Here is a 19,952-nt window from a genome sequence, read left to right as displayed (position 1 = left end):
TATTGTTTGGAATGGTGTGATTGTACCGAAAGTCGGCTATGGCCGTCTGAAAACTTGTTTGCACCTTTTAACTTTCTTTGGCTTGGTTTTTTGGTGTTTCTGCCCTATATTTGCAATGTATTTGTTTTCAGGAGATTTTTTTATGGATTTCAGTCAGTTGCTCAATCAGGTTTTGGGTGCGGCTCAAAAAGGCGGCAAAGCAGTGGCGGACAGTCCGCTCAATTCTTTCGGCGGTGGTGCGCTGACGGGTGCTTTGGCATCGATGCTGTTGAAAAAGAAAAATACGAAGAAGCTGGTCAAGGCCGGCTCGGTCGCTGCTTTGGGTTTTCTGGCTTATAAAGGCTATCAAAACTGGAAACAAAACCGCCAGCAGGACGAATTGCCGCAAAGTGCATTCCAACCTGCCGGTCTGATTGGCGAAAACCACAGCCGTGTAATTTTGCAAACGATGATTGCGGCGGCGGCTTCAGACGGCCTGATTGACGATGCGGAACGCGCGGCGATTGAGCGTGAAAGCGGCAGTGATGCGGAAACTGCGGCATGGTTGCAAGCAGAATATGCGCAACCGGCCTCTATCGAGCAAATTGCCGCTTCGGTCGGCAGCGACGAGGCTTTGGCAGCCGAAACTTATCTAGCGGCCCGATTGGTCTGCGCGGACTTGTCGCGCAAGGAAATTGTGTTCCTGAGCCGTTTGTCCCAAGCTTTGAATTTGGACGACCAACTGGTCGAAAGCTTGGAAAAACAGCTCGAATTGGCTTAAGCTTGATTTAAAAGGCCGTCTGAAACTTGATTTCAGACGGCCTTTCGACTTAATTTCAGAGTAAAATAACCCTTTCGACATATTAAAGGTTGTCTGAACATGAATAAACTTTTTTCCACATTCAAAACGTTTTTAGCCGCTTCGTCCGTCTTGGTATTGGCTGCCTGTCCGAGCGGCAACGCACCGCAATCCAAACCTTCTACGCAGGGTCAAAATACGGTTTCGCATCCTGCACCCAAACCGAAAGCCACAGTTGCGCTGGCTTTGGGCGGCGGCGCGTCCAAAGGCTTTGCCCATATTGGGATTATTAAGGTTTTGAAAGAAAACAATATTCCGGTCAAAATTGTTACCGGCACATCCGCAGGCTCGATTGTCGGCAGTATGTACGCTTCGGGAATGTCGCCCGACCGCCTCGAATTGGAAGCGGAAATTTTGGGTAAAACCGATTTGGTGGATTTGACCTTGTCCACCAGCGGCTTCATCAAAGGCGAAAAACTGCAAAACTACATCAACCGCAAAGTCGGCAACCGCCCGATGCAGCAGTTCCCCATCAAGTTTGCCGCCGTTGCGACTGATTTTGAAAGCGGCAAACCGGTGGTGTTCAACGTAGGCAATGCCGGACAGGCCGTCCGCGCTTCTGCGTCGATTCCAAACGTATTCCAGCCTGTCGTCATCGGCAACCGCAAATATGTAGACGGCGGCCTGTCGCAACCCGTACCGGTCAGCGCGGCGAAAAAAATGGGCGCAAACTTCATCATTGCCGTCGATATTTCCGCCCGTCCGGCCAAAAATGTCAGCCAAGGCATGTTCTCCTATCTTGACCAAACCTTCAACGTGATGAGTCAAACTGCGTTGCATCAAGAATTGGGACAAGCCAATGTGGTCATCAAACCGCAGGTTTTGGAGCTGGGTTCGGTTGGCGGCTTCGACCAAAAACAACGCGCCATCCAACTGGGTGAACAGGCCGCACGCGCAGCCCTGCCTGAAATCAAACGCAAACTGGCGGCATATCAGTATTAATCATCCGCCGTTTGAACAGGCCGTCTGAAAGTATGTTTTTCAGACGGCCTTTCTTGTGCAAATCTGCTAAAATCACGCGTTTCCTACAAATCATAAAATCCGAAAAAAATGAATATCTTTTACGAAGAGTCCGGCCAATTCAAAGTTGCCTCCATCGTCCAAAAAAACGACGCCACCTACCAAGTCGATACCCAACACGGCAAACGCACCAAAGTGAAGGCAAACAATGTCTTTGCCGAGTTTGACGGCGATATGGCGGCATTTTTGGAAAACGCGCAGGCACAGGCGGCGGATATCGACACCGATTTATTGTGGGAAGTATGCGGCGAAGAGGAATTTACCGCCGAAGCCATCGCCGAAGAATATTACGGCCATGCGCCGACCAAAACCGAGCTGGCGGCGACTTTGATTGCGCTTTACGCCGCGCCGATGTATTTCTACAAAAAAGCCAAAGGCGTGTTCAAAGCCGCGCCCGAAGAAACCTTAAAACAAGCGCTTGCCGCCATCGAACGCAAAAAACAACAAGACGCGCAAATCGACGCTTGGGCGGAAGCCTTGAAACGCGGCGAGATGCCGTCTGAAATCGCAGCGGATCTGAAAACCATCCTGCACGCGCCCGACAAGCAGTCGCTGACCTACAAAGCCTTTACCAAAGCCGCCGATGCGCTGAAAACCTCCGCCTACGAACTGGCGAAAAAAACAGGCGGCATTACGTCCATTCCCCAATACCTGCAAGACGGGTTTGAAATCAAATATTTCCCCAAAGGAACAGGTTTCCCCGACCTCTCCCTTCCCGAAATGCCCGACCTGCCCAAGGCCGACGTTACCGCCTTTTCCATTGACGACGAATCGACCACCGAAGTGGACGATGCCTTGAGCCTGACCGACTTGGGCAATGGCATGAAACGCGTCGGTATCCACATTGCCGCGCCGTCGCTTGCCATTAAACCAGGCGACAAAATGGAAAAAAACATCATGGAACGCTTAAGCACGGTCTATTTCCCCGGCGGCAAAATCACCATGCTGCCTGAAAACTGGATTGCCGCGTTCAGCCTTGATGCGGGCGCGTACCGTCCTGCCGTCAGCATTTATTTCGATGTGGACAGCGAGTTCAACGTCGGCGAACCGACCTGCAAAATCGAAGCCGTCAACATCGCCGAAAACCTGCGCATCCAAACCATCGAGCCGCATTTCAATGCCGAAACAGGCTTGGACGAAGCCGGTGAAATGATGTTCGCCCATCATCAAGACCTGATTTGGTTCTATCAATTCGCCGTCGCCCTGCAAAAAGCGCGCGGCAAATACGAGCCCGACCGTGCGCCGCAATACGATTACAGCATCGAATTGGATGAGGAAGGCAACGTATCCGTCGTCCGCCGCGAACGCGGTTCGCCCATCGATACGCTGGTCAGCGAGATGATGATTCTTGCCAACAGCACTTGGGCGCAAATGCTGGACGAAAACGAGCTGCCCGGCCTTTTCCGCATCCAACCGGCAGGCAAAGTGCGCATGAGCACCAAATCCGAGCCGCACATCGGCATGGGCGTGCAGCATTATGGCTGGTTTACCTCGCCGCTGCGCCGCGCCGCCGACTACATCAACCAAAAGCAGCTGATCAGCCTGATTGACGACACTGCCGAGCCGCTGTATCAAAACAGCGATGCCGAGCTTTTCGCCGCGCTGCGCGACTTTGATGCCGCCTATACAGCCTACGCCGACTTCCAACGCCAAATGGAAGCCTACTGGAGCCTCGTCTATCTGCAACAGCAAGGCACGAGCGAGCTGACGGCCACCATCCTCAAAGAAGACCTCGTCCGCATCGAAGGCCTGCCGCTGGTAACGCGCGCGACCGGTATTCCGTTTGACGCGCTGCCCAAATCACAGGCATTGTTCAAAATCACTGAGTTGGATGCCGAGAAGCAGTTTATCGCGCTCAACTATCAAAAAGCCGTTTTACCGGGCTGATAACATTATTCCGTTTGAAAAAAGGCCGTCTGAACGAAGAAACAGAAATCTTTGATTTCGTTTTCATCCCTGTTCAGACGGCCTTAATCATCTAAAAATGCTACAATTCCCTTTTTCTGCCCATCATTTCAAACCATGAAAAAAAACGCCCCCCAATCCTTTGAAGAAGCCTTATCCCGCCTCGAAACCCTGACCCAGGCCATGCAAAGCAGCGAAATGCCGCTGGAAGATGCTTTGGCCGCCTATCAGGAAGGCAACGAATTGGTCAGATACTGCCAAACCAAATTGGCGGAAGTCGAGCAGAAACTGCAAGTCTTGGATGCCGGCGAATTGAAGGAGTTGAACCTTGAACCCGGCGAATGAACTCAAAACATGGCAGCAAAAAGCCCAAGCGCAAACCGAATTGCTGCTGGCGCATTTCTTGCCGTCTGAAAGCCAAGTGCCGCACACGCTGCACGAAGCCATGCGTTACGTTACCCTCGGTGGCGGCAAACGGCTGCGCCCGCTCTTGGTGCTTGCCGCGTCCGAATTGGGCGAAGCAAACCAAAATGCCGTCGAGCAGGCGATGGCAGCCATCGAAATGGTACACGTCTATTCGTTGGTTCACGACGATATGCCGGCGATGGACAACGACAGCCTGCGCCGCGGCAAACCGACCTGCCATGTGCAATACGATGAAGCAACCGCCCTTTTGGTCGGCGATGCGCTGCAAACCCAAGCCTTTGATGTATTGAGCCGTCCGACAGGCCTGTCTGCCGAACGCCAGCTTGCCATGTTGTCCACGCTGGCCCAAGCATCAGGCAGCCTCGGCATGGCGGGCGGACAAGCCATCGACCTTGCCAATGTCGGTAAAGCCATGAATCAGGCCGAATTGGAACAGATGCACAGCCTCAAGACCGGCGCACTCATCCGCGCGGCCGTGGCCTTAGGCGCACTTTCCTGCCCGGACTTAACACCGGCGCAAATCCAAACCTTAGACCGCTACGCCGCCAAATTGGGTCTGGCTTTCCAAGTGATCGACGATGTATTGGACTGCGAAGCCGATACCGCCACCTTGGGCAAAACCGCCGGCAAAGACTTGGACAACGACAAACCGACCTACGTCAAACTGATGGGCCTTCAGGCCGCGCGTACTTACGCAGAAACGCTGATTGCAGAAGCCGTTGCCCTGATCGAGCCATTCGGCGACAAAGCCCTGCGCCTGCGCCAACTGGCCGAGTTTGTTACCGCACGGAAAAACTAAACCTGCAAATAAAATAAAGGCCGTCTGAAACCTGATTTTAGGTTTCAGACGGCCTTTTTAACAGCCTGTTTGGCTTAGGTATCCCATACCGAATACAGAGCCTTCAAAGTGCATGAAACACCCTGCAAACAGCGTTCACAAAGCCTCAGCCTGTCTGTTTAATCCAATAGGGCATCCACGAACGCTTTGGCATTAAACGGACGCAAATCATCGATACCTTCGCCTACGCCGATGTAGCGGACAGGAACAGGGCGGTCGGAGGCAAGGGCGGCAAGGATACCGCCTTTGGCCGTACCGTCTAGCTTAGTGACGATAAGGCCGGTCAGACCCAGCGCTTCGTCAAAGGCTTTCACTTGGTTGACGGCATTTTGACCGATGTTGGCATCAAGCACGACGATGATTTCATGTGGCGCATCAGGCATGGCTTTTTGCAACACGCGCTTCACTTTTTTGATTTCTTCCATCAAATGAAGCTGCGTCGGCAGGCGTCCGGCTGTATCAGCCAGCACAATATCGATCCCACGCGCTTTGGCGGCTTGGACAGCATCGAAGCAAACGGCTGCGGAATCGCCTGTGGTTTGCGAAATCACGGTTACATTGTTGCGCTCGCCCCAAGCTTGAAGCTGCTCACGCGCGGCGGCACGGAAAGTATCGCCTGCCGCCAGCAATACAGATTTGCCCTGCGCTTGGAAATATTTGGCCAATTTACCGATAGATGTGGTTTTACCCGCGCCGTTGATACCGGCAAGCATAATCACGAAAGGCTCCCTGGTTTCCGGCAAGACCAAAGGTTTCTCCAGAGGCTTAATCAAGTCGTACAGCGCATCTTTCAGCGCACTGCGCAATTCGTTGCCGTCTTTGAGGCCTTTGAGGCTGACACGGTCGCGCACGTCTTTCATCAAGTATTCGGTGGCTTCCATGCCCATATCGCTGGTAATCAGCACGGTTTCCAGCTCTTCGTACAAATCCTCGTCGATTTGTCCGCCGCCGAACACGCCGGCCAACGATTTTGCCATTTTGTCGCGTGATTTGGTCAAGCCTTGTTTCAAACGCGCGGCCCAACTGAGCTTATGTTCTTCTGCCGGAGCAGGGGCTTCAACCGGTATTTCCACAACGGCTTCTTGAACTTGCTCGACAGCTTCGCTAACTGCCTCAACAGCTTCTTCTTTTACCGCTTCGGCCTGTTCTGCTGCTTTCTCAGCAGCTTCAGCCACTTCAGACGGCATCTCGGAAACAGTTTCTTGAACCTGTTCAACAGCCTCGCTGACTGTTTCAACAGCTGCTTCTTTTACCCCCTCAGCCTGTTCTGCTGCTTTCTCAGCAACCTCAGCCGCTTCAGACGGCATCTCGGCAACGGTTTCTTGAACCTGTTCAACAGCCTCGCTGACGGTTTTAACAGCCGCTTCTTTTGCCGCTTTAAGGTGTTCTTCTACTTTTTCCACTGTTTCAGACGGCGTTTCGGTCAAAGCTTCCCAAACCTGCCCGACGGTTTCGCTGACAGTTTCAACAGCCGATTCGACAACTGATTCGACCTGCCCTTTGACGCTTTCTGCTAAAGATTCGGCATCTTCTTTAATATTTTCAACTACTTGAGCAACTTCAGATTCTGCTTTTGCTGCGGTTTCCTGAACTTGAGCCTCCTCAGGAGCTGGAGTTTCCTGTTTTTTCTTGCGACGGAAGAAGCTGAACATTAAATTTTCCTTTTAATTTTAGAAACTTGAAATAGGGAGTATTGTAGCGTATTTTACATGGCAAGGTCGTCTGAAAATCAAGGTTGTCAGGTTTTGGCATTTCCAACGTCTAATAAGACAAACCATCCATACAGGAAACATAGAGATGAATCCCCGCACATTATTTTCACTTTGCACCAAGTTCGGCTGCCTGCTTGCACTTGGCGCCTGCTCATCCAAAATGATGGATACCGAAGCCGCAACCGTACCGCAGGCATTGTCCTCGTTGAAAACCCCTGACAACCGCCCTGCCAGTGTTTTCCTGAAAAAAGACAAACCCACCCTGATTAAATTTTGGGCAAGTTGGTGTCCTTTGTGTTTGTCCGAATTGGGACAAACCGAAAAATGGGCGCAAGATGCAAAATTCGGTTCTGCCAACCTGATTACCGTTGCCTCGCCCGGTTTTCTACACGAGAAAAAAGACGGCGATTTTCAAAAATGGTATGCCGGTTTGAACTATCCTAAGCTGCCCGTCGTTACCGACAACGGCGGCACCATCGCCCAAAGCCTGAATATCGGCGTTTACCCTTCTTGGGCATTAATCGGCAAAGACGGCGACGTGCAGCGCATCGTCAAAGGCAGCATCAACGAAGCGCAGGCATTGGCTTTAATCCGCGATCCCGATGCCGATTTAGGCCGTCTGAAAAACACATTTTACAAACCTGACACACAGAAAAAGGATTCAGCAATCATGAATACGCGCACTATCTACCTCGCCGGCGGCTGCTTCTGGGGCTTGGAAGCCTATTTCCAACGCATAGACGGCGTGGTTGACGCAGTATCCGGCTACGCCAACGGCAAAACAGAAAACCCAAGCTACGAAGACGTGTCCTACCGCGATACGGGTCATGCCGAAACCGTCAAAGTTACCTACGATGCCGACAAACTCAGCCTAGACGATATCCTGCAATACTATTTCCGCGTCGTTGACCCGACCAGCCTCAACAAACAAGGCAACGACATCGGCACGCAATACCGCAGCGGCGTGTACTACACCGACCCTACCGAAAAAGCCGTTATCGCCGCCGCGCTCAAACGCGAGCAGCAAAAATACCAACAACCCCTCGTCGTCGAAAACGAACCGCTGCAGAACTTCTACGACGCCGAGGAATACCATCAAGACTACCTGATTAAAAACCCCAACGGCTACTGCCACATTGACATCCGCAAAGCCGACGAACCGCTGCCGGACAAAACCAAAGCCACCCCGCAAGGCAAAGGCTTCGACGCGGCAACATATAAAAAACCCAGCGCTGCCGAACTCAAACGCCTCCTGACCGAAGAGCAATACCAAGTTACCCAAAACAGCGCGACCGAATACGCCTTCAGCCACGAATACGACCACTTGTTCAAACCCGGCATTTATGTGGACATCGTCAGCGGCGAACCCCTGTTCAGCTCCGCCGACAAATTCGATTCCGGCTGCGGCTGGCCAAGCTTCACCCACCCGATTAATGCCTCCGCCGTTACCGAACACGACGATTTCAGCTACAACATGCGCCGCACCGAAGTCCGCAGCCACGCCGCCGACTCACACTTGGGACACGTCTTCGCCGACGGTCCGAAAGACAAAGGCGGTCTGCGCTATTGCATCAACGGCGCAAGTTTGAAATTCATTCCTTTGGAAGAAATGGACGCAGCCGGCTACGGTGCATTGAAAGACAAAGTGAAATAACGGATTGAATCGAAAAAGGCCGTCTGAAAAATATTTCAGACGGCCTTTTTAATTTGTCGGATGTAGAGGGTTGGTTTCTTATCTATCAAAAAATCTCAATAACTAAGAAAGTGCACCCTACAAAAACCTTTTAAATTCGTTTTGCCAACTCTTCGGCCTTACCCACATACAACGCAGGGGTCAGCTCAAGCAATTTGGCTTTGGCTTCTGCCGGAATTTCCAACGACTCGATAAAGAGTTTCAACACTTCAGGCGTAATGCCGTCTTTACCGCGTGTCAGGTCTTTCAGCTTCTCGTAAGGATTGGCCACGCCGTAACGACGCATTACGGTTTGAATCGGCTCGGCCAGCAGCTCCCAAGTAGCGTCCAAATCGGCAGCAAGGACGGCAGGATTCGGTTCAAGCTTGTTCAGACCGCGCAGATGGGCGGCAAAACCCAATACGGTATAGCCCACGCCTACGCCCATATTGCGCAATACGGTGCTGTCAGTCAGGTCGCGCTGCCAACGGGAAATCGGCAGTTTTTCAGACAAAAAGCCCAATACGGCATTGGCCATACCGAGGTTGCCTTCGGAATTTTCAAAGTCGATCGGATTGACTTTGTGCGGCATGGTGGAAGAACCGACTTCGCCTGCTTTGACTTTTTGTTTGAAGTAACCCAAAGAAATATAGCCCCAAACATCGCGGTTAAAGTCGATCAGAATCGTGTTGACACGGCTGATGGCTTGGAAGAATTCTGCCATATAGTCGTGCGGCTCGATTTGAATGGTGTAGGGGTTGAAGGTCAGGCCGAGGCTGATTTCAACGAAGTTGCGGCAATGGGTTTCCCAATCTACATCGGGATAAGCGACCATATGGGCATTGTAGTTGCCGACTGCGCCATTGATTTTGCCGAGGAACTCTTGCGCTTGCAGGTTTTTAAACTGACGTTGCAGGCGGTACACGACATTGGCAATTTCTTTACCCAGTGTGCTTGGTGTAGCAGGCTGGCCATGCGTGCGGCTCATCATAGGGACGGCAGCCAACTCATGCGCCATGCCGGTCAGTTTTTCGATGATTTCGGCCAGTTTCGGCAGCAAAACAGCCTCACGCGCTTCTTGCAGCATTAAAGCGTGGGACAGGTTGTTGATGTCTTCGCTGGTGCAGGCAAAGTGGATGAACTCGCTGGCAGCAGCCACTTCAGGCACGCCGGAGAAGCGTTCTTTAAGCCAATATTCGATGGCTTTGACGTCGTGATTGGTGGTCGCCTCAATGGCTTTGACGGCAGCGGCATCTTCAAGCGAGAAGTTTTCGATCACTTTGTCGATTTCGGCAAGCGTAAAATCGCTGAAAGCAGGAACTTCTACAATCTTAGGCTCGGCGGCAAGGGCTTTGAGCCAGTTTAATTCGACTTTGACACGCGCACGCATCAGGCCGTATTCGGAGAAAATCGGACGCAATGCTTCAACGGATTTGGCGTAGCGACCATCTAATGGGGAAAGTGCAGCGATAGGGTTAATCATGTCGGATCTTCCTATGGGGTAAAAACCAAATTGTTTGCAATTATACATGATTTTACACTTCAAGGCCGTCTGAAAGACAGGTTTCAGACGGCCTTTTCAGCGTATTTTTCATAAAATTCTTTTCAGAGGTTCAACTTTGCAAAATCGATTTACGATATATGCCATCTTCACGGATAATATCGGCTGACTTTCTGTAAATAATGAGGTTTTATGAATATCAAACGTTTTTCGCTAGCTGCAACCGTATTTGCTGCTTTGATGTTGAGTGCCTGTGAAACAACCACCACATCGAGCGGTGGCGGCAGCTGGACCAATATCGGCACCATCTCTGAAGGCAATATCAAAGTGGCCATTGATAGAAGCAGCATTAAAAGAAATGGCGCACTGGTTACTTTCCGCGATAAAAAAACCGTTTCCAAACTGAAAGAAGAGCGTTTCGTCAATATGCCGGCCTATAAAACGGCCATCGGCAACTGGGAAATTCATTGCTCAAACAAAACCTATCGTCTGGCAGCGCTGCAACTGATGGACGAACACGGCCGGGTAATTTCCAACCAAAGCTATACGCCGACCAGCATCCGCCCAATGAGCGTCATGAGCGGCACGATTACTGAAAAACAATACGAAACTGTGTGTGGACATAAGCTTTAATCCACACTTATTCACAAAGTTATCCACAGTTTAAATATTTAAAAGGCCGTCTGAATGCTTTGAATATCAAGTTTCAGACGGCCTTTTTATGTTTTGATGGAAATTTATCTTCAAATTTATCCACAAATTTTGTTTATTCAAAAATAATTTATTACAGCGATTCATCTACGCTCAAAATTTGCTTCATTCTTTGTAAGAGTATTTCACAAAATACTGCTTTCTACTCTATTTACTGACTTACTATCTGCTCAATCGATCTGTATTTACAGACTGCTATGCATCAAACTGGATCTGCACTCAATGCTTTTCACACAGGTATTCCAATCTTTTGGAAAAAATTTGCTTCTCAAAATAAATACCTTTCCTTTGACGATACAGCCCTTCTTTAACGCAGCCTTGCTCCTGTTTCTCCGTCAATAATCTGGCTAGGCGTTTTCTGCTTACCTATCAATCCGCCTACAACCCAGACTTTCCTGCCAAACTGTCTTCTGACTTCCCTTTCCGTTTTACATGCCCGTTTGCCTGCACGATTGCATGAAGTAGAGACTAAAGGTGTTTCCAAAACCTGACACAAACGTCTTGCACCTGCGTGCGCAGGAACCCTGACAGCCAATTTACTGCGTCCTTTTCCCCGCAATGAAGGCAATACTTTTTTGCTAGCCGGCAATAAGAAAGTTTTCGGAGCCGGCCATGCTTCATGAAGCATGGTTTGGATATTTTCAGACGGCCTTTGCAGCAAAGGTTGCAACTGTTCCAAGCTATGGCCAATGACAATCATGCCTTTGTGTTGCGGTCGTTTTTTCAGATGAATCAGTTGATTGAGCGCTTTGGACAAAGTAGGGACACAGCCCAAGCCATAACAAGACTCGGTAGGATAGGCAATCAAACCGCCTTTTTTAAGATGCGCCTGCAGCCTGCGTTGGGCTGCAGCCGATAAAATTCTGGGGAACATCATCATATACCAAGGCCGTCTGAAACTACGATTGTCGGACAATCTGTGTTCAGACGGCCTGTTTCTATTCATTATTAACGGTTGATGGCTTTATCGGCAATGTCTTTACGGTATTGCATACCGTCAAAACGGATTGTTTCCAATGCCTCATAAGCCTTGCTTTTAGCTTGGGCAACATCATCGCCCAAACCGACTACACACAACACACGGCCGCCGTTGGTTACCACTTCGCCTTTTTCATTCGTTGCAGTACCGGCATGGAAAACTTTACCGATTTGATTGGCCTTATCCAAGCCAAAGATCACATCGCCTTTTTTCGGAGAATCAGGATAGTTTTGTGCGGCCAACACTACGCCTACCGCAGTCTGCGGATTCCATTCGGCAGTAACACTATCCAGTTTACCGTCGATTGCCGCCTCAACCAAATCCACCAAATCGCTATCCAAACGGCTCATAATCGGCTGGGTTTCAGGGTCGCCGAAACGGCAGTTAAATTCGATGGTATAAGGCGCACCAGTTTTATCAATCATCAAGCCCGCGTATAAAAAACCGGTAAATTCATGACCTTCTGCTTTCATACCGGCCACAGTCGGCAAAATAATTTCATTCATAGCGCGCTCGTAAACATCAGGCGTTACCACTGGAGCAGGGCTGTATGCACCCATACCGCCGGTATTAGGGCCTTTGTCGTCATCCAACAGGCGTTTATGGTCTTGACTGGTTGCCATCGGCAAAACATGATTGCCGTCCACCATAACGATAAAGCTCGCTTCCTCGCCTTGCAGGAAATCTTCAATTACGACTCGCGCGCCTGCATTACCCATTTTGTTGCCCAACAACATATCGTCGATAGCAGCATGAGCTTCATCCAAAGTCATGGCGACAATCACGCCCTTACCGGCAGCCAAACCATCCGCTTTAATTACAATCGGCGCACCTTTTTGGTTGACGTAATCATGTGCTGCATCGGCATTTTCAAAGGTTTGGTATTGCGCAGTCGGAATCTTATATTTTGCCATAAATGCTTTAGCAAAATCTTTTGAACTCTCCAGTTGGGCCGCGTATTGAGTCGGGCCAAAAATCTTCAATCCGGCAGCACGGAAATCATTCACCACACCGGCAGCCAAAGGAGCTTCAGGACCGACTACGGTAAAGGCAATATTTTCATTACGGCAAAAATCAATCAAATCTTGATGCGCCGTCAACGCTATATTCTGCAGTTTAGGCTCAATTGCCGTTCCGGCATTACCAGGTGCAACAAAGACAGTTTCTACTTTAGACGACTGCGCCAATTTCCAAGCCAGTGCGTGTTCACGTCCACCATTACCAATAACGAGCAATTTCATACCATCTCCTTGAAGAATAGATGTTGTAAATAAAATTCAATCGATGGAATATTGTTCCATCTTGCATAGCTGTTTCAAATTAAGAATAATATTGCACCAAGACAACCATACTCTAATTTCAAACAACGAAAGGACAAATCATGCAAAAACGTATTGACGAAATTCAAAGCAAATACCGCGAATGGTGCGAATTACTGCCGCAACTGGAAGCAGATATCGCTCGCTGGAAACATGCTGCAAGCCTCATGCAAGATATAGATGACTTCTATACCAACGAATACCAAGCATGCTATCAAGCCATTGAAGAAGGTGCAGATGTTGATTTGCGTACACAGGGCGAATACAGCATTATGAGCGAAGATGCCCTATGGAACGCACTGGGGGAATTTCATCAACTGGCTTGGGAACACCTGCGCTCAAGCGTAAATGCTCTAGACAGATACCAAGGCTAAAACATCAAAGGCCGTCTGAAACTTTTGATTTCTCAAATATGTTCAGACGACCTTTTATTCAAACGGCTTTTCAGTATCTACTTCAATTTGGCGCGTATTTTTCCAAGCAGCAATACAAGCTTCATAATCGGCCAATGCTATTTTTACAGTCAACTTACAATCCAGCTGCAAATCCTGTTCCACAATATCAGCCTGATATTGTTTGGCAATCCGTATAGCCTCATTCAAAACAGGATATTCACACTTCAACCAAACTGTCTTTTCGACATTCTTTTCAACAACTTCAGCTATCGCCAATGCCTGAGCTGTCGATTCCTTATAAGCATGAATCAGACCGGGAACACCTAATAGCGTACCGCCAAAATAACGTACAACCACAACCAACACATCCGTTACGCCGACAGAATCAATCTGTCCCAGAATAGGGCGGCCTGCGCTTCCAGACGGTTCTCCATCATCGTTTGCACGAAACTGCATTCCATCCACACCCAATCGATAGGCGTAGCACCAATGTCGCGCCTTGTGATGCTCTTCCTTTAATGGGTCGAGATACTTCTTCACATCGGCCAAAGTGCGGATCGGATAGGCGTATGCGATGAAGCGGCTGCCTTTATCTTTAAATTCAGCCTGTGTCGGTGTGGTAATGGTTTTATAGGTCGTAATCATGCCAAAATATTTTCAGACGGCCTTATATAACAAAGGCCGTCTGAACGTTTCACGTGAAACATTAGTTTTTCAGTGCTTCAGTCAATTGAGGCACAACTTCAAACAAATCACCAACCAAGCCGTAATCTGCCACATTGAAAATCGGAGCGTCAGCATCTTTGTTGATGGCAACAATTACTTTACTGTCCTGCATACCGGCAACGTGTTGGATAGCACCGGAAATACCGATAGCAAAGTACAGTTGCGGCGCAACCACTTTACCAGTTTGTCCGACTTGGGCATCGTTTGGCGCATACTCGGCATCCACTGCTGCACGGGATGCACCAATCGCCGCACCCAAAACATCAGCCAACGGAGTCAATACTTCATTGAATTTTTCAGCGCTGCCCAACGCACGGCCACCGGAAACAATCACTTTTGCCTGAGTCAATTCAGGGCGGTCAGACTGGGAAAGTTGACGGCTTACGAAACGGCTCAGGTTCTGAGCAGGCGTTGCCTCAACAGTGACCACTTCTGCATTACCGCCTTGTCCGGCAGCATCGAATGCTGTCGCACGGAAAGTCAGCACCAATTTTTCAGAACTGGATTGAACAGTTTCAAATGCATTACCGGCATAAATCGGACGGACAAATGTCGAGTTATCCACAACTTCGGTTAAATCCGAAACTTGTGGCACATCCAACAGGGCTGCTACTCGGGGCAACAGATTTTTACCAAACGCAGTTGCAGTCGCAGCCACATAGCGGTAATCCGCAGCCAGTTTAACAACCAAAGGCGCTAATTCTTCTGCCAAACCTTCAACGTAATAGGGCGCATCGGCTACCAAAACTTTCGCTACGCCTGCAACCTGTTTCGCCTCTTCAACCACTGCAGCAGAATTACTGCCGGCAACCAATAAATCTACATTACCCAATTTGGCGGCAGCCGTTACCGCATGCAAAGTAGCAGGATTCAAATGTTGGTTATTATGTTCTGCAATAATCAATACGCTCATTTCATACTCCTTAGATCACTTTGGCTTCGTTTTTCAGCTTTTCAACCAACTCGGCAACATCAGCCACTTTCACACCAGCTTGACGTGCTTTAGGTTCGGCAAATTTCACGGTATTCAAACGCGGAGAAATATCCACAGCCAAATCGGCAGGACTCAATTTTTCCAAAGGTTTTTTCTTTGCCGCCATGATATTAGGAAGTTTGACAAAGCGTGGTTCGTTCAAACGCAAATCTGCACTGATGACCGCAGGCAGCTTCAACGCAACAGTCTCTTCGCCGCCGTCAATTTCACGGGTTACCAATGCTTCTTCGCCTTCAATTTGCACTTTTGATGCAAAAGTACCTTGAGCCGCATTCAACAAGGCAGCCAGCATTTGGGCAACTTGGTTGGCGTCATCGTCAATTGCCTGTTTGCCCAGCAGTAAAATTTGCGGATTTTCTTTATCCGCAACAGCTTTCAGCAATTTCGCAACGGCCAAAGGCTCCAACTTCGCATCAGTCTCAACATGAACCGCACGGTCGGCACCCATCGCCAAAGCAGTACGCAATATCTCTTCGCATTTTTTCTCACCAAGAGAAACAGCAACAATCTCGCTTACTTTTCCGGCTTCTTTCAAACGGACAGCTTCTTCTACCGCGATTTCATCAAACGGGTTCATCGACATTTTGACATTACTGATATCCACATCGGAACCATCGGCTTTCACACGAACTTTGACGTTATAGTCCACTACGCGCTTTACTGCGACCAGTGCTTTCATTCAATTCTCCTAAAAAGAATGTCCATCAAATCTAGCATACTGCTTTTGATACATTCTTTATATAAAATCCAATTCGGTTTTCACCAACATGATAAAACCAAATTTGTATAAATCTTGGTAAATAGAGCGGAATTATATCATTTCTAAAGCATTTACTCAGAAAATAAATCCAACTCCCCTGCAATTATTTACCATATGCTGCAACACAATCCATCAAGGTTTGATAAACCTCGTCAACATTGGGAATTTGAGCAATACCGCCTAAATTTTTTGCATAAGCCGAAACTTGAACGCCGGTCTTGACCGGATCTGTATCTGTATAAATTCCTACAACAGGCTTTTCCAACGCATTGGCAAGATGCAGTAGTCCGGTATCTACGCCAATAATACCCTCTGCGTTTTTCAATAAAAATGCAGCCTGTAATAAATTCATTTTGTCGCAAACCGAAGCAAACGGTAAATCGCTTGCAATCTGTTCGGCACGCATTTTTTCGGTTTCATTTCCCCACGGCAAATATACATTGCATTGTTGTTCTTCATTCAACTTTTTCAATAATGCACGCCAGTGTTCTACCGGCCATAATTTACTGTCGCGACTGGTTGCATGCAAAGAAACGTAATAAGGGGATTGCAAATTTTTCAGACGGCCTGATTCAGGAACCGACAAACCAAATACCTGCGTTTCAGGCATTGTATAACCAAATACTTGGGCGAATAATTCACGGTTTCGCCAAACCGCATTTTTGCCTTTCGGCACGGCAAACGCTTTACTGTATGCAAGGGCAGCCAAACTTTCACGCGCGCTGTGTTTATCCAAGCCGTAAATAGGGGATTTCGCCATTTTGGCAAAATATGCGCTTTTAATCAGTCCTTGGCTATCTAAAACAAAATCAAAAGATTCAGCCTGTAAATCCGTTTTCAGACGGCCTATTTCACGCCATGTTTCAGCCTGAAAAAGGTATTTACGCCACTGCCGCCATTTCATTACATGAACCTTTTTGACAAAAGGATGTAAGTGGGCGATATCTGCAAACCCTGCCTCACACAGCCAATGGAGCTCCACATCAGGACATTGTCGAGCCAAATCTTCAACTGCGGGCAACGTATGAATTAAATCGCCCATACTGGACAAGCGGACAAGTAAAATCTTCATATTTTGGGAAGGGTGTTTCACGTGAAACAATTTTAACTTATTAATTATTAATATATTTTTTAATTTTTTCAGCGTTTTTTAAGATAATTGCACCAGCAGAACGCATTTCCTGCCATGCCGTTTCGATGGTTTCCGGAGCAATGCCACGGCAAGCCGCCTGATTGACGATGACTTTCCAAGCCCCGCCTTTAAGCAATTGTAAAACCGTCGTTTTCACACAATAATCCGTTGCCAAACCGCCGACAATGACTGTATCTGCATTTTGACAGCGCAACCATTCGATCAAACCTGTACTGAGCTTTTCTTCAATATCGTGAAAACATGCGCCGTAAGGATGTAACTCAGGATCAACGCCTTTCCAAACGCAATAATCGTATTCCTTGGCTGAAGGCAGGCCATCCAACAACTCATAGCCATATGTTCCAACCATCGCATGCGACACCCAAGTCAAATCCGCATCGGGTAAACCCGTCGATTTCAACATATCAATAGGATTATCCACAAGCCATTTTGCCGCGGTATGATGCGCATCTTTCGTCATCACGCGTAAATCCGCCAATGCAGCTTGGGCATTGAGTTCATCCACAATCAGATGACCTTCGGCAACAGGCAATTCTTTCGGGCACAAAGGCGTAAACGTTTTTTGTGCATCTACATCGATAGAAACAATCATGATTAATTTAACCTATTGATTTTATTTTATATTATTTAAATTGAGCATTTATTACCAATATACGGACATTTGGAATAAATGCTTTGTATTATAACAAATTACTACCGCAAAATGTGGGAAAACATCTGTGATATGATGACAGTTTGCACAGAATATTTATCCACAAATTATGTCCTATTTGATTACGCCTATTGCAACCGTTCATTCCCCCTACAAACAAAAATTCGGCATTGCCCGTCAACCCGGTTTGGTTCCTGCGGCAGAAATTTGCATTGAACTCACTCCTGAATTTACCGCAGACAGCGTTCGGGGCTTGGAAGATTTCGACTACGTGTGGATAAGTTTTATTTTCCACGGCGTATTGGATGAAGGTTGGGCGCAAATGGTGCGTCCGCCACGACTCGGAGGCAAACAAAAAATGGGCGTATTTGCCACGCGCAGCCCACACCGCCCCAATCATCTCGGTTTATCCCTACTGAAACTCGAACGCATCGAAACAGGCAAACCTGTCCGCATCTATTGCAGCGGTGCAGACCTGTTGGACGGTACTCCGGTAGTGGATATCAAACCCTACATCCCGTTTGTCGAATCCAAACCTGATGCATCATCAGGCTTTGTCAGCGGCAAACCTGAAGAATTGAGTGTAGTCTGGGCAGAAAGTACGCTTGCGGAACATTTATCCACAGAAAAAAAACATCTCATTGAGCAAAGCATTGCCCAAGATCCTCGCCCTGCCTATCAAGATATTCCCGAACGGGTTTATGTGATGAATATTGCGGATTATGAAGTGCAGTTTAGGATAGAAAACAAATGTGCCACAGTAATTAAACTATCCACAATCTGATTGCAAATTGAATTTATCTACACACAAAAGGCCGTCTGAATATTCCGGACGGCCTTTTAATTATCCACAGACTGTTTGATTCAGCCTGTTATCCTTTAGATTTTGCTGGCAAAAAATTCCAAGGTGCGAACCAATTGGCAAGTGTAAGACATCTCATTGTCGTACCAAGCAACGGTTTTTACCAATTGTTTGTCGCCAACTGTCATCACGCGGGTTTGAGTCGCATCGAAAAGCGAGCCGTATTCAATACCGATAACGTCGGAAGAAACGATTTGATCTTCAGTGTAGCCTAAAGCATCGTTGGCGGCAGCTTTCATGGCTGCATTGATTTCTTCTTTGGTAACAGGGCGTTCGAGAACAGAAACCAGTTCGGTCAAAGAGCCGGTAGCAACAGGAACACGTTGAGCAGAGCCATCAAGTTTGCCGTTCAACTCAGGGATAACCAAGCCGATGGCTTTCGCGGCACCGGTGCTGTTCGGTACGATATTCAATGCAGCGGCACGGGCGCGGCGGAAGTCGCCTTTACGGTGTGGCGCGTCAAGGGTGTTTTGGTCGCCAGTATAAGCGTGGATGGTGGTCATCAGGCCTTCAACAATACCGAATTCTTTTTGCAATACCGCAGCCATAGGGGCCAGACAGTTAGTCGTACAAGAAGCGGCTGAAATAACAGTTTCGCTGCCGTCCAAAATATCTTGGTTTACGCCATATACAACGGTTTTCACATCATTGCCGCCAGGTGCAGAAATTACAACTTTGCGCGCACCGGCACGGATATGGGCTTCAGCTTTGGTTTTATTGGTAAAGAAACCGGTACATTCGAGAACAACGTCCACACCCAGCTCGCCCCAAGGCAATTCTTCAGGATTAGGATTGGCAAATACCTTGATTTCTTTGCCGTTCACAACAATCGCATCATCTTTCAATTCAGCAGAGCCTTCAAAACGGCCTTGAGTACTGTCGTATTTAAAGAGGTGCAGCAGCATATCGGCAGGAGTCAAATCGTTAACAGCAACGACTTCGATACCTTGGGCTTTTTCAATTTGACGTAATGCCAGACGACCGATACGGCCAAAACCATTAATCGCTACTTTAATACTCATTTTGCTACTCCTAATTAGATGGAATGGGAAAAATTTTTCAGTAAGGCCATTGTATCCTGAAATAAAATTACTTTCTAGGATTAAAGATAATTACTTTTAAGTTGTTTGATTTAAATAAAGAAAATATGAAATTCTTGTTTGTAGAAAAATATCAGGTAAATCGAATCAGTCCTGAATTTTGATATTTTATTTCATAAAAACCATTTTCCAATCTTAAAAGTTTCATAAGTTTATGGAAATCATAAACTTAGTTCTATTTCCTCCTTATTTTGCCATTTTTGTGTTGATCATTCAGTGTTTTCTTCAAATCATAATATTTTAATTCTTAAAATGATGATTTTGATGAAGAACCAAACTATCTGTGGATAACGGGATAACTTTCTTTAAAACCAATTTGATAATTCCTTTTTATCTTTGAGGCCAACCCCAACTGAATGCGGGAATAAAAAAGGATAGAATCTTAGTTT

At 47.8% G+C, this 19,952-nt stretch carries 19 protein-coding genes; 9 read left to right on the top strand and 10 right to left on the bottom strand.

Going from position 1 to position 19,952, the window contains the following annotated elements:
- The first annotated feature begins 142 nt into the window (after positions 1 to 142).
- The 5 genes from ACTHR7_RS05925 (at position 143) to ACTHR7_RS05905 (ending at position 4,988) form a co-directional block, all read left to right on the top strand.
- Positions 143 to 760 carry a tellurite resistance TerB family protein gene (locus ACTHR7_RS05925; RefSeq protein WP_049349212.1) on the top strand — a complete coding sequence of 206 codons (618 nt, stop codon included), beginning with the start codon at positions 143 to 145 and terminating at the stop codon, positions 758 to 760.
- A gap of 99 nt (positions 761 to 859) precedes the next feature.
- Positions 860 to 1,780 (top strand): patatin-like phospholipase family protein, encoded by a 921-nt coding sequence (locus ACTHR7_RS05920; protein WP_070712400.1) that lies wholly within the window; start codon positions 860 to 862, stop codon positions 1,778 to 1,780.
- 108 nt (positions 1,781 to 1,888) lie between these two features.
- Positions 1,889 to 3,745: a ribonuclease catalytic domain-containing protein gene (locus tag ACTHR7_RS05915; RefSeq protein WP_440370509.1), complete on the top strand. Its 1,857-nt coding sequence runs from the start codon at positions 1,889 to 1,891 to the stop codon at positions 3,743 to 3,745.
- A gap of 135 nt (positions 3,746 to 3,880) precedes the next feature.
- Complete coding sequence (locus ACTHR7_RS05910) at positions 3,881 to 4,108, top strand: exodeoxyribonuclease VII small subunit (protein ID WP_003681131.1); 228 nt, start codon at positions 3,881 to 3,883, stop codon at positions 4,106 to 4,108.
- Positions 4,092 to 4,988, top strand: coding sequence for a polyprenyl synthetase family protein (locus ACTHR7_RS05905; RefSeq protein WP_107868138.1), 897 nt, complete (start codon positions 4,092 to 4,094; stop codon positions 4,986 to 4,988). Before ACTHR7_RS05910 ends, ACTHR7_RS05905 begins: the two co-directional genes overlap by 17 nt.
- A 158-nt stretch (positions 4,989 to 5,146) precedes the next feature.
- Here ACTHR7_RS05905 and ftsY read toward each other — a convergent pair whose 3' ends face one another.
- On the bottom strand, positions 5,147 to 6,679 hold the full coding sequence (ftsY, locus tag ACTHR7_RS05900) for a signal recognition particle-docking protein FtsY (protein ID WP_440370508.1): 1,533 nt from the start codon (positions 6,677 to 6,679) through the stop codon (positions 5,147 to 5,149).
- 145 nt (positions 6,680 to 6,824) lie between these two features.
- Between ftsY and msrAB the strand changes: the two genes are divergently transcribed.
- Positions 6,825 to 8,393 (top strand): bifunctional peptide-methionine (S)-S-oxide reductase MsrA/peptide-methionine (R)-S-oxide reductase MsrB, encoded by a 1,569-nt coding sequence (gene msrAB, locus ACTHR7_RS05895; protein ID WP_107868139.1) that lies wholly within the window; start codon positions 6,825 to 6,827, stop codon positions 8,391 to 8,393.
- Between the two features lie 130 nt (positions 8,394 to 8,523).
- Here the strand turns inward: msrAB and purB are convergent, their stop codons facing one another.
- Entirely contained in the window at positions 8,524 to 9,894 is a 1,371-nt protein-coding gene (gene purB, locus ACTHR7_RS05890) for an adenylosuccinate lyase (protein WP_107868140.1), read from the bottom strand.
- Between the two features lie 210 nt (positions 9,895 to 10,104).
- Here purB and ACTHR7_RS05885 point away from each other — a divergent pair, with 210 nt between their 5' ends.
- Positions 10,105 to 10,545: a surface-adhesin E family protein gene (locus tag ACTHR7_RS05885; protein WP_107868141.1), complete on the top strand. Its 441-nt coding sequence runs from the start codon at positions 10,105 to 10,107 to the stop codon at positions 10,543 to 10,545.
- 385 nt (positions 10,546 to 10,930) lie between these two features.
- Here the strand turns inward: ACTHR7_RS05885 and ACTHR7_RS05880 are convergent, their stop codons facing one another.
- Complete coding sequence (locus tag ACTHR7_RS05880) at positions 10,931 to 11,500, bottom strand: L-threonylcarbamoyladenylate synthase (RefSeq protein ID WP_036473516.1); 570 nt, start codon at positions 11,498 to 11,500, stop codon at positions 10,931 to 10,933.
- A 71-nt stretch (positions 11,501 to 11,571) separates the two neighbouring features.
- A complete protein-coding gene (gene purD / locus ACTHR7_RS05875; RefSeq protein WP_107868142.1) occupies positions 11,572 to 12,843 on the bottom strand; it encodes a phosphoribosylamine--glycine ligase in 1,272 nt (423 codons plus the stop codon).
- Positions 12,844 to 12,983: 140 nt separating this feature from the next.
- Here purD and ACTHR7_RS05870 point away from each other — a divergent pair, with 140 nt between their 5' ends.
- On the top strand, positions 12,984 to 13,295 hold the full coding sequence (locus ACTHR7_RS05870; RefSeq protein ID WP_107868143.1) for a DUF4298 domain-containing protein: 312 nt from the start codon (positions 12,984 to 12,986) through the stop codon (positions 13,293 to 13,295).
- A gap of 54 nt (positions 13,296 to 13,349) precedes the next feature.
- Here the strand turns inward: ACTHR7_RS05870 and ACTHR7_RS05865 are convergent, their stop codons facing one another.
- The 5 genes from ACTHR7_RS05865 to ACTHR7_RS05845 all read right to left on the bottom strand — a co-directional run bounded on the left by ACTHR7_RS05865 (position 13,350) and on the right by ACTHR7_RS05845 (position 17,541).
- Positions 13,350 to 13,961, bottom strand: a complete 612-nt coding sequence (locus ACTHR7_RS05865; RefSeq protein WP_049333071.1) for an IMPACT family protein — start codon at positions 13,959 to 13,961, stop codon at positions 13,350 to 13,352.
- Between the two features lie 61 nt (positions 13,962 to 14,022).
- A complete protein-coding gene (locus tag ACTHR7_RS05860; RefSeq protein WP_107868144.1) occupies positions 14,023 to 14,955 on the bottom strand; it encodes an electron transfer flavoprotein subunit alpha/FixB family protein in 933 nt (310 codons plus the stop codon).
- A gap of 10 nt (positions 14,956 to 14,965) precedes the next feature.
- Positions 14,966 to 15,715, bottom strand: coding sequence for an electron transfer flavoprotein subunit beta/FixA family protein (locus ACTHR7_RS05855; protein ID WP_107868145.1), 750 nt, complete (start codon positions 15,713 to 15,715; stop codon positions 14,966 to 14,968).
- 184 nt (positions 15,716 to 15,899) lie between these two features.
- Positions 15,900 to 16,868 (bottom strand): lipopolysaccharide heptosyltransferase I, encoded by a 969-nt coding sequence (gene waaC / locus ACTHR7_RS05850; protein WP_107868146.1) that lies wholly within the window; start codon positions 16,866 to 16,868, stop codon positions 15,900 to 15,902.
- A 40-nt stretch (positions 16,869 to 16,908) separates the two neighbouring features.
- Positions 16,909 to 17,541, bottom strand: a complete 633-nt coding sequence (locus ACTHR7_RS05845) for a nicotinamidase (RefSeq protein WP_107868147.1) — start codon at positions 17,539 to 17,541, stop codon at positions 16,909 to 16,911.
- Positions 17,542 to 17,710: 169 nt separating this feature from the next.
- Between ACTHR7_RS05845 and tsaA the strand changes: the two genes are divergently transcribed.
- A complete protein-coding gene (tsaA, locus tag ACTHR7_RS05840; protein ID WP_107868148.1) occupies positions 17,711 to 18,385 on the top strand; it encodes a tRNA (N6-threonylcarbamoyladenosine(37)-N6)-methyltransferase TrmO in 675 nt (224 codons plus the stop codon).
- Between the two features lie 95 nt (positions 18,386 to 18,480).
- Here the strand turns inward: tsaA and gap are convergent, their stop codons facing one another.
- The gene (gene gap, locus ACTHR7_RS05835) at positions 18,481 to 19,485 is read right to left on the bottom strand and encodes a type I glyceraldehyde-3-phosphate dehydrogenase (RefSeq protein WP_049335677.1); all 1,005 of its coding nucleotides are present in this window, start codon (positions 19,483 to 19,485) and stop codon (positions 18,481 to 18,483) included.
- Positions 19,486 to 19,952: the final 467 nt, after the last annotated feature.

The sequence above is a fragment of the Neisseria sp. P0007.S010 genome, from assembly GCF_051962875.1.
Lineage (GTDB): Bacteria > Pseudomonadota > Gammaproteobacteria > Burkholderiales > Neisseriaceae > Neisseria > Neisseria subflava_A.
The sequence above is the reverse complement of the archived record's forward strand: the minus strand, read 5'-3'. Positions and strand labels throughout refer to the sequence as shown.

Excerpts from the sequence above, each read along its gene's own strand:
- tsaA (WP_107868148.1), top strand. The coding sequence starts at position 17,711 with ATGTCCTATTTGATTACGCCTATTGCAACCGTTCATTCCCCCTACAAA.
- ACTHR7_RS05870 (WP_107868143.1), top strand. The coding sequence starts at position 12,984 with ATGCAAAAACGTATTGACGAAATTCAAAGCAAATACCGCGAATGGTGC.
- ACTHR7_RS05845 (WP_107868147.1), bottom strand. The coding sequence starts at position 17,541 with ATGATTGTTTCTATCGATGTAGATGCACAAAAAACGTTTACGCCTTTG.
- waaC (WP_107868146.1), bottom strand. The coding sequence starts at position 16,868 with ATGAAGATTTTACTTGTCCGCTTGTCCAGTATGGGCGATTTAATTCAT.
- purB (WP_107868140.1), bottom strand. The coding sequence starts at position 9,894 with ATGATTAACCCTATCGCTGCACTTTCCCCATTAGATGGTCGCTACGCC.
- ACTHR7_RS05855 (WP_107868145.1), bottom strand. The coding sequence starts at position 15,715 with ATGAAAGCACTGGTCGCAGTAAAGCGCGTAGTGGACTATAACGTCAAA.
- ACTHR7_RS05910 (WP_003681131.1), top strand. The coding sequence starts at position 3,881 with ATGAAAAAAAACGCCCCCCAATCCTTTGAAGAAGCCTTATCCCGCCTC.
- ACTHR7_RS05915 (WP_440370509.1), top strand. The coding sequence starts at position 1,889 with ATGAATATCTTTTACGAAGAGTCCGGCCAATTCAAAGTTGCCTCCATC.
- ACTHR7_RS05885 (WP_107868141.1), top strand. The coding sequence starts at position 10,105 with ATGAATATCAAACGTTTTTCGCTAGCTGCAACCGTATTTGCTGCTTTG.
- purD (WP_107868142.1), bottom strand. The coding sequence starts at position 12,843 with ATGAAATTGCTCGTTATTGGTAATGGTGGACGTGAACACGCACTGGCT.
- ACTHR7_RS05920 (WP_070712400.1), top strand. The coding sequence starts at position 860 with ATGAATAAACTTTTTTCCACATTCAAAACGTTTTTAGCCGCTTCGTCC.
- ACTHR7_RS05925 (WP_049349212.1), top strand. The coding sequence starts at position 143 with ATGGATTTCAGTCAGTTGCTCAATCAGGTTTTGGGTGCGGCTCAAAAA.
- ACTHR7_RS05860 (WP_107868144.1), bottom strand. The coding sequence starts at position 14,955 with ATGAGCGTATTGATTATTGCAGAACATAATAACCAACATTTGAATCCT.
- ACTHR7_RS05880 (WP_036473516.1), bottom strand. The coding sequence starts at position 11,500 with ATGATGTTCCCCAGAATTTTATCGGCTGCAGCCCAACGCAGGCTGCAG.
- gap (WP_049335677.1), bottom strand. The coding sequence starts at position 19,485 with ATGAGTATTAAAGTAGCGATTAATGGTTTTGGCCGTATCGGTCGTCTG.
- ACTHR7_RS05865 (WP_049333071.1), bottom strand. The coding sequence starts at position 13,961 with ATGATTACGACCTATAAAACCATTACCACACCGACACAGGCTGAATTT.
- ftsY (WP_440370508.1), bottom strand. The coding sequence starts at position 6,679 with ATGTTCAGCTTCTTCCGTCGCAAGAAAAAACAGGAAACTCCAGCTCCT.
- msrAB (WP_107868139.1), top strand. The coding sequence starts at position 6,825 with ATGAATCCCCGCACATTATTTTCACTTTGCACCAAGTTCGGCTGCCTG.